This window comes from Nonomuraea zeae (genome assembly GCF_005889725.1).
Lineage (GTDB): Bacteria > Actinomycetota > Actinomycetes > Streptosporangiales > Streptosporangiaceae > Nonomuraea > Nonomuraea zeae.
The window spans coordinates 1-5,033 of sequence record NZ_VCKX01000502.1; the positions used below are offsets into that span (position 1 = coordinate 1).

The 5,033-nt window shown below is 73.4% G+C and carries 8 protein-coding genes; 5 read left to right on the forward strand and 3 right to left on the reverse strand.

Annotated features, from left to right (window positions below):
* On the forward strand, positions 1-363 hold a 363-nt coding region (locus tag ETD85_RS64180), incomplete at its 5' end, for an MFS transporter (protein WP_420847394.1).
* A complete protein-coding gene (locus ETD85_RS59985) occupies positions 333-827 on the forward strand; it encodes a 2-thiouracil desulfurase family protein (RefSeq protein ID WP_138698712.1) in 495 nt (164 codons plus the stop codon). The genes ETD85_RS64180 and ETD85_RS59985, both read left to right, overlap by 31 nt.
* Here ETD85_RS59985 and ETD85_RS59990 read toward each other — a convergent pair.
* Genes ETD85_RS59990 through ETD85_RS60000 form a run of 3 tightly spaced genes read right to left on the reverse strand, consistent with a single transcriptional unit; the run spans position 803 to position 2,282 of the window.
* A complete protein-coding gene (locus tag ETD85_RS59990; protein WP_138698713.1) occupies positions 803-1,183 on the reverse strand; it encodes a hypothetical protein in 381 nt (126 codons plus the stop codon). The two genes, ETD85_RS59985 and ETD85_RS59990, sit on opposite strands and share 25 nt — an antisense overlap.
* Before the next feature lie 41 nt (positions 1,184-1,224).
* Positions 1,225-1,821, reverse strand: coding sequence for a TetR/AcrR family transcriptional regulator (locus ETD85_RS59995; RefSeq protein ID WP_138698714.1), 597 nt, complete (start codon positions 1,819-1,821; stop codon positions 1,225-1,227).
* Entirely contained in the window at positions 1,821-2,282 is a 462-nt protein-coding gene (locus ETD85_RS60000; protein WP_138698715.1) for a hypothetical protein, read from the reverse strand. Before ETD85_RS60000 ends, ETD85_RS59995 begins: the two co-directional genes overlap by 1 nt.
* A 27-nt stretch (positions 2,283-2,309) precedes the next feature.
* On the opposite strand from ETD85_RS60000, the gene ETD85_RS60005 reads away from it, so the two are divergent.
* The 3 genes from ETD85_RS60005 to ETD85_RS60015 all read left to right on the forward strand — a co-directional run.
* Positions 2,310-2,987, forward strand: a complete 678-nt coding sequence (locus tag ETD85_RS60005) for a response regulator transcription factor (protein WP_138698716.1) — start codon at positions 2,310-2,312, stop codon at positions 2,985-2,987.
* A gap of 25 nt (positions 2,988-3,012) precedes the next feature.
* The gene (locus ETD85_RS60010) at positions 3,013-4,317 is read left to right on the forward strand and encodes a HAMP domain-containing sensor histidine kinase (RefSeq protein ID WP_138698717.1); all 1,305 of its coding nucleotides are present in this window, start codon (positions 3,013-3,015) and stop codon (positions 4,315-4,317) included.
* Positions 4,318-4,358: 41 nt separating this feature from the next.
* Positions 4,359-5,033 (forward strand): lytic polysaccharide monooxygenase auxiliary activity family 9 protein (locus ETD85_RS60015; protein WP_138698718.1); only part of this gene is annotated, 675 nt, incomplete at its 3' end.

The window sequence follows — 5,033 nt, forward strand, 5'->3', positions numbered from 1 at the left end:
GGCGTGGTCGTGGCGGTGGCGGGGGTGCTGGCGTTCATGGGGTTCGGCGGCCCGGTGCCGATCTTCGTGCTGGGGCTCGGGCACGGGCTGGTGTCGGCCTCGGTGATGGCCGCCGCGTTCAGGACGCTGGAGCCGGTCGCCATCCCGGCCGCGACCACGCTGAGCACGATCGCGGTACGGCTGGCCGCGCCGTTCGGGGTCGCCCTGCTCACCGTGCTGCTGCAGGTGTTCACCAGGGCGGGCGCCGAGCGGCCCTACACCTACGCCTTCTGGTGCGTGACCGTGCTGACCGGCGTCTCGCTGCTGCCGATCGCGCTCATAGGATCGAAGGTGTGGAAAGGATCCTCGTCAGCGCCTGCCTGATGGGCCGCAAGGTCCGCTACGACGGCCGGGCGAAGACCAGCTCGGACGCCCGGCTCGCCGCGTGGCGCGAGGAGGGGCGGCTGGTGGCGTTCTGCCCCGAGGTGGCGGGCGGGCTGCCGACCCCGCGCCCGGCCGCCGAGATCGAGGGCGGCGCGGGCGGGGCCGCCGTGCTCTCCGGCGCGGCCCGCGTGCTGGCCACGGACGGCTCGGACGTGACGGCCGAGTTCGTCGCCGGGGCGCGGGCGGCGCTGGCCGCCGCGCGGTCGGCCGGCGTCCGGCTCGCGGTGCTGAAGGAGGGCAGCCCCTCGTGCGGCGTGCTGGCGGTCTGCGACGGCACGTTCAGCGGGCGGCGCGCCCCCGGCCAGGGCGTCACGACGGCGCTGCTGGAGTCGAACGGGATCCGCGTGTTCGACGAGGACCACGTCGCCGATGCCGCCGCCTACCTGCGGACCCTGGAGACGTAGAAGGCGCCGGCGAGACCGGCGGCGAGCACGGCCGCCATCGCGCTGTGATACCAGGTGAGCAGCGCCGACCCCGCCGCCGCCCCGAACGCCAGCGACAGGATGCCCAGCACCACCCCGGCCAGCGCCGCCGCGTGGCTGTAGATCAGCCCGTCCCACGCCCACGACCGCCCGGACAGCGCGCCGTACCCGCCGGTGAGCAGGGCGGCCACGCACAGCGTCTCCACGATCGCGGCCGGGACGATCACGCTTTCGTGCACCGGCCAGGACACGATCCCGGCGTGCGGGAGCGCGAACATGGCGAAGATCAGCGCGTAGAGCAGCGAGAGCCCGCCCAGGGCCCGGCGGAGTGCGTCCATGCCCACCACGGTCGCATCCTCGGCCGGGCCCGCAATCGGCCCTAGGTAGGCGGCCCGGATACGCCTTCCGCAGTAGAGAGCATGCGCCTCACCAGGCGGATCGTCTCGTCGATCGTCACCGTGGCGTCCTCGTCAGACTCGCAGGCCGCCACCTCGCGGCCCGCCTCGGCCATCATGGTCGTGAGCAGCACCACCAGCACGTGGCTCTGCCGCGTGTCCGCCAGGCCGAGCAGGCGCTTGTTGCCGCCGATCCAGTCCCAGCCGCGCTGCCTGCGCAGCGTGGCGAACTCGGCCGGCCCGTCGCTCTCCAGGAACAACCTGGCCACCTCGCGCTGCTCCCACGAGCCGGCCAGATAGGCGCGGGCGCCGGCCAGGAAGCGTTCCTCGGTCCCCTCGGTGGCCTTGGCCGCCCTGGAGGTGCGCTCCTCCTGGCCGCGCATGAACTGCTCCCACAACGCCATGAACAGGCCCGGCTTGCCGCCGAAGTGGTGGTAGAGGCTGCCGACGCTGATGCCCGACGCCTCGACGATGTCGGCGACCGTGGCCTCGGCGTACCCCTTGGCCAGGAAGACCTCGCGGGCGGCGCGCAGCAGCGTGTCGCGGGTGCCGCTCGACCTGCTCCAGCGGCGGCTCTTCATCAGTACTCCCAGGTGTCGGTGCGCTGTTCGTGGCTGATGCAGAAGACGCCCGTGCCGTGCCCGCCCCTGGCCAGGTCCACCCGGATCCAGCCGTCGGCGCGGGCGACCTTGGCGGTGTAGCCGCTGACCGGTGTGGCCGACACGAGGCGGCAGCCGCCGGGGCCGAGCGTGAACGCCACCTCGCCGCCCTTCACGGTGATCACCTTCACCGGTTTCCGCGCCGAAGGGGTCGGGCTCGCCCGATTTTTCGGATTTTTCGTACTACGGCGGGGCGAGGGGGTCGGAGTGGCGATAATCAGCGGATCCGGGTCGGCCGCGATCGTCTGGGCGAGGAACGGCTCGACGTCCACATCGTCCACGAACTCGCTGCGCAGCACCCCGCGCACGCCGAACCAGGAGACCGACACGGCGACCACGGTGGCTCCGCACCAGATCGCGACATATCGAAGGGCTCGACGCATGAGACGCATTATGTACGGTTGGTGCGCATGGCGATGGTTCTCGTAGTCGAAGACGACGAATTCGTCAGGTCGGCGATCATCCACGAGCTCGGGGCACGCGGCCACGCCGTACGCAGCGCCGGGTGCGCGCTGGACGCGCTCAGGGAGATCTCGCAGCGCCCGCCGGACGCCGTCGTCCTCGACCTGGGCCTGCCCGACCTGGACGGCTCCGAGGCCCTGCGGATGGTACGCGGCATCTCGGACGTGCCGGTCATCGTGGCCACTGCCCGCGACGAGGAGGCCGAGATCGTCCGGCTGCTGCGGGCGGGCGCCGACGACTATCTCGTCAAGCCGTTCTCCGGTGACCACCTCAGCGCCCGGCTCGACGCCGTGCTGCGCCGGGCCAGGTCCGCGCCCGCACCGGTGACGCTCCAGGTGGGCGGTCTGGTCGTGGACGTCGACCGGCGCGCGGCCGTGCTCGACGGCGGGCCGCTCTCGCTGACCAGGCGCGAGTTCGACCTGCTCGCCTACCTGGCCGCCAGGGCCGGCCGGGTGGTCAGCCGCCAGGAGCTGCTGGCCGAGGTCTGGCGGCTGGCGTACGGGGACGACCAGACCATCGACGTGCACCTGTCGTGGCTGCGCCGCAAGCTCGGCGAGAGCGCCGCGCAGCCCCGCTACCTGCACACCGTCCGGGGTGTCGGGGTCATGCTGGCCGCCCCCGCGTGAGCGGCGGCGTGCACGGGGGCCCGCGGTGAGGCGGACGCTGGCCGTGCTGATGGTGGCGGTCACCTCGATGGTCGCGCTGGCCTTCCTCGTGCCGCTCGCGCTGATCGTCAGGGAGACCGCGCAGACCAGGGCCCTGGCCGGCGCGGAGCGCCAGGCGTCCGCGCTGGTCCCGGTGCTGGCGCTGACCACGGAGGGCGCCGACCTGGAGCACGCGATGGCCCGTACGGAAGCGGGGCGGCGCGGCCTGCTGGCCGTCCACGTGACGGGCGGCGCGACGGCGGGCACCACCCGCGCCCCTGCCGCCGAGGTGGCCGGGGCCGCCGCCCAGACCAGGGCGAGCACGGTGGAGCTGGCCGGCGGGTACGCGCTGCTGCGGCCCGTCGCGCTGGACGGCGACCGGGGCGCGGTGATCGAGGTGTTCGTCCCCGCCGACGACCTCAACCAGGGGGTCCTCACCTCGTGGGCGGTGCTCACCGGCGTGGCCGTGGTGCTGGTGCTCGGCTCCGTGCTGGTCGGCGACCGGCTCGGGGCCCGGGTCGTACGGGCGGCGCGCCGGCTCGGGACGGCTGCCACCGCGCTCGGCGCCGGCGACCTGAGCGAGCGCGTCTATCCCGAGGGGCCGCCCGAGCTCAAGGCGGCGGCGACCGCGTTCAACTCCATGGCGAACCAGGTCACCCACCTCCTCGCGGCCGAGCGGGAGCTGGCCGCCGACCTCTCGCACCGGCTGCGCACGCCGCTGACCGCGCTGCGGCTCAGCCTGGACCGGATCGGGCCGGGGGCCGAGGCCGCGAGCCAGGCGCTGACCAGGCTGGAGAGCGAGGTGGACACGGTCATCGCGGCGGCCAGGCGGCCCTCCAGGGCGGCGCGGTCGTGCGACGTGGCGGAGGTGCTGCGCGAGCGGCTGACGTTCTGGTCGGCGCTGGCGGAGGATCAGCGGCGGCCGTGGGAACTGGTCGGCGCCACCCTGCCGGTACGGGTGCCGGTGCCCGCCGGCGAGCTGACGGCGGTCGTGGACGCGCTGCTCGGGAACGTGTTCCGGCACACGGCGGAGGGGACCGCGTTCAGCGTCACGCTGCACGAGGGCCCGGACGCGGTCGGTGTGCTGATCGCCGACGCGGGGCCGGGCATCCGGGATCCGGAGGCGGCGCTGGAGCGGGGCAGCAGCGGTAGCGGGTCCACGGGGCTGGGGCTGGACATCGCGCGGCGGCTGGCCGAGTCGTCCGGTGGCTCGCTGCGGCTGGATCGCTCGGCGCTGGGCGGGGCACAGGTGCAGGTGTGGATTCGGCGTACCCCTGAAAAGGCACCTAAGCCAGCCTTAAGGGAGGCTTAACCACGATATTTCGCCCTTTCACGTGGTCCAAGGTGATCTGCATGCAGATCAACCGCAAGGCAATCGTCGCCACCACTCTGGCCGCCCCCACGCTGCTCGTGCTCGCCGTCGCCCCCGGGACGGCCTCCGCCCACGGCACCATGAGCAACCCGCCCAGCCGGGCCATGGTCTGCTACACCGAGGGCCCGGAGAGCCCCAAGTCGGCCGCGTGCAAGCAGGCCGTGGCGATCGGCGGCACCCAGCCTCTCTACGACTGGAACGAGGTCAACATCGCCGACGCGGCCGGCCGGCACCGCGAGATCATCCCGGACGGGAAGCTGTGCAGCGCCGGCCGCGACAAGTATCGCGGGTTCGACCAGGCCAGGGCGGACTGGCCGGCGACGACCATGACGAGCGGTGCGGCCCACACGTTCAAGTACCGGGCGACCGCTCCGCACAAGGGCGCGTTCGAGCTGTACATCACCAAGGACGGCTACGACCCGGCCAAGCCGCTGAAGTGGTCCGACCTGGAGGCGAAGCCGTTCCACACCGTGCAGAACCCGGTGGTGGCCGACGGCTTCTACACGATGGCCGCCAAGCTGCCCGCCAAGCAGGGCCGTCACCTGATCTACGCCGTCTGGCAGCGCTCGGACAGCCCCGAGGCGTTCTACTCCTGCTCGGACGTCGTCTTCGGCCAGGGCAACCCCTCCCCCGCGCCGTCCCCGACGGGCACGCCG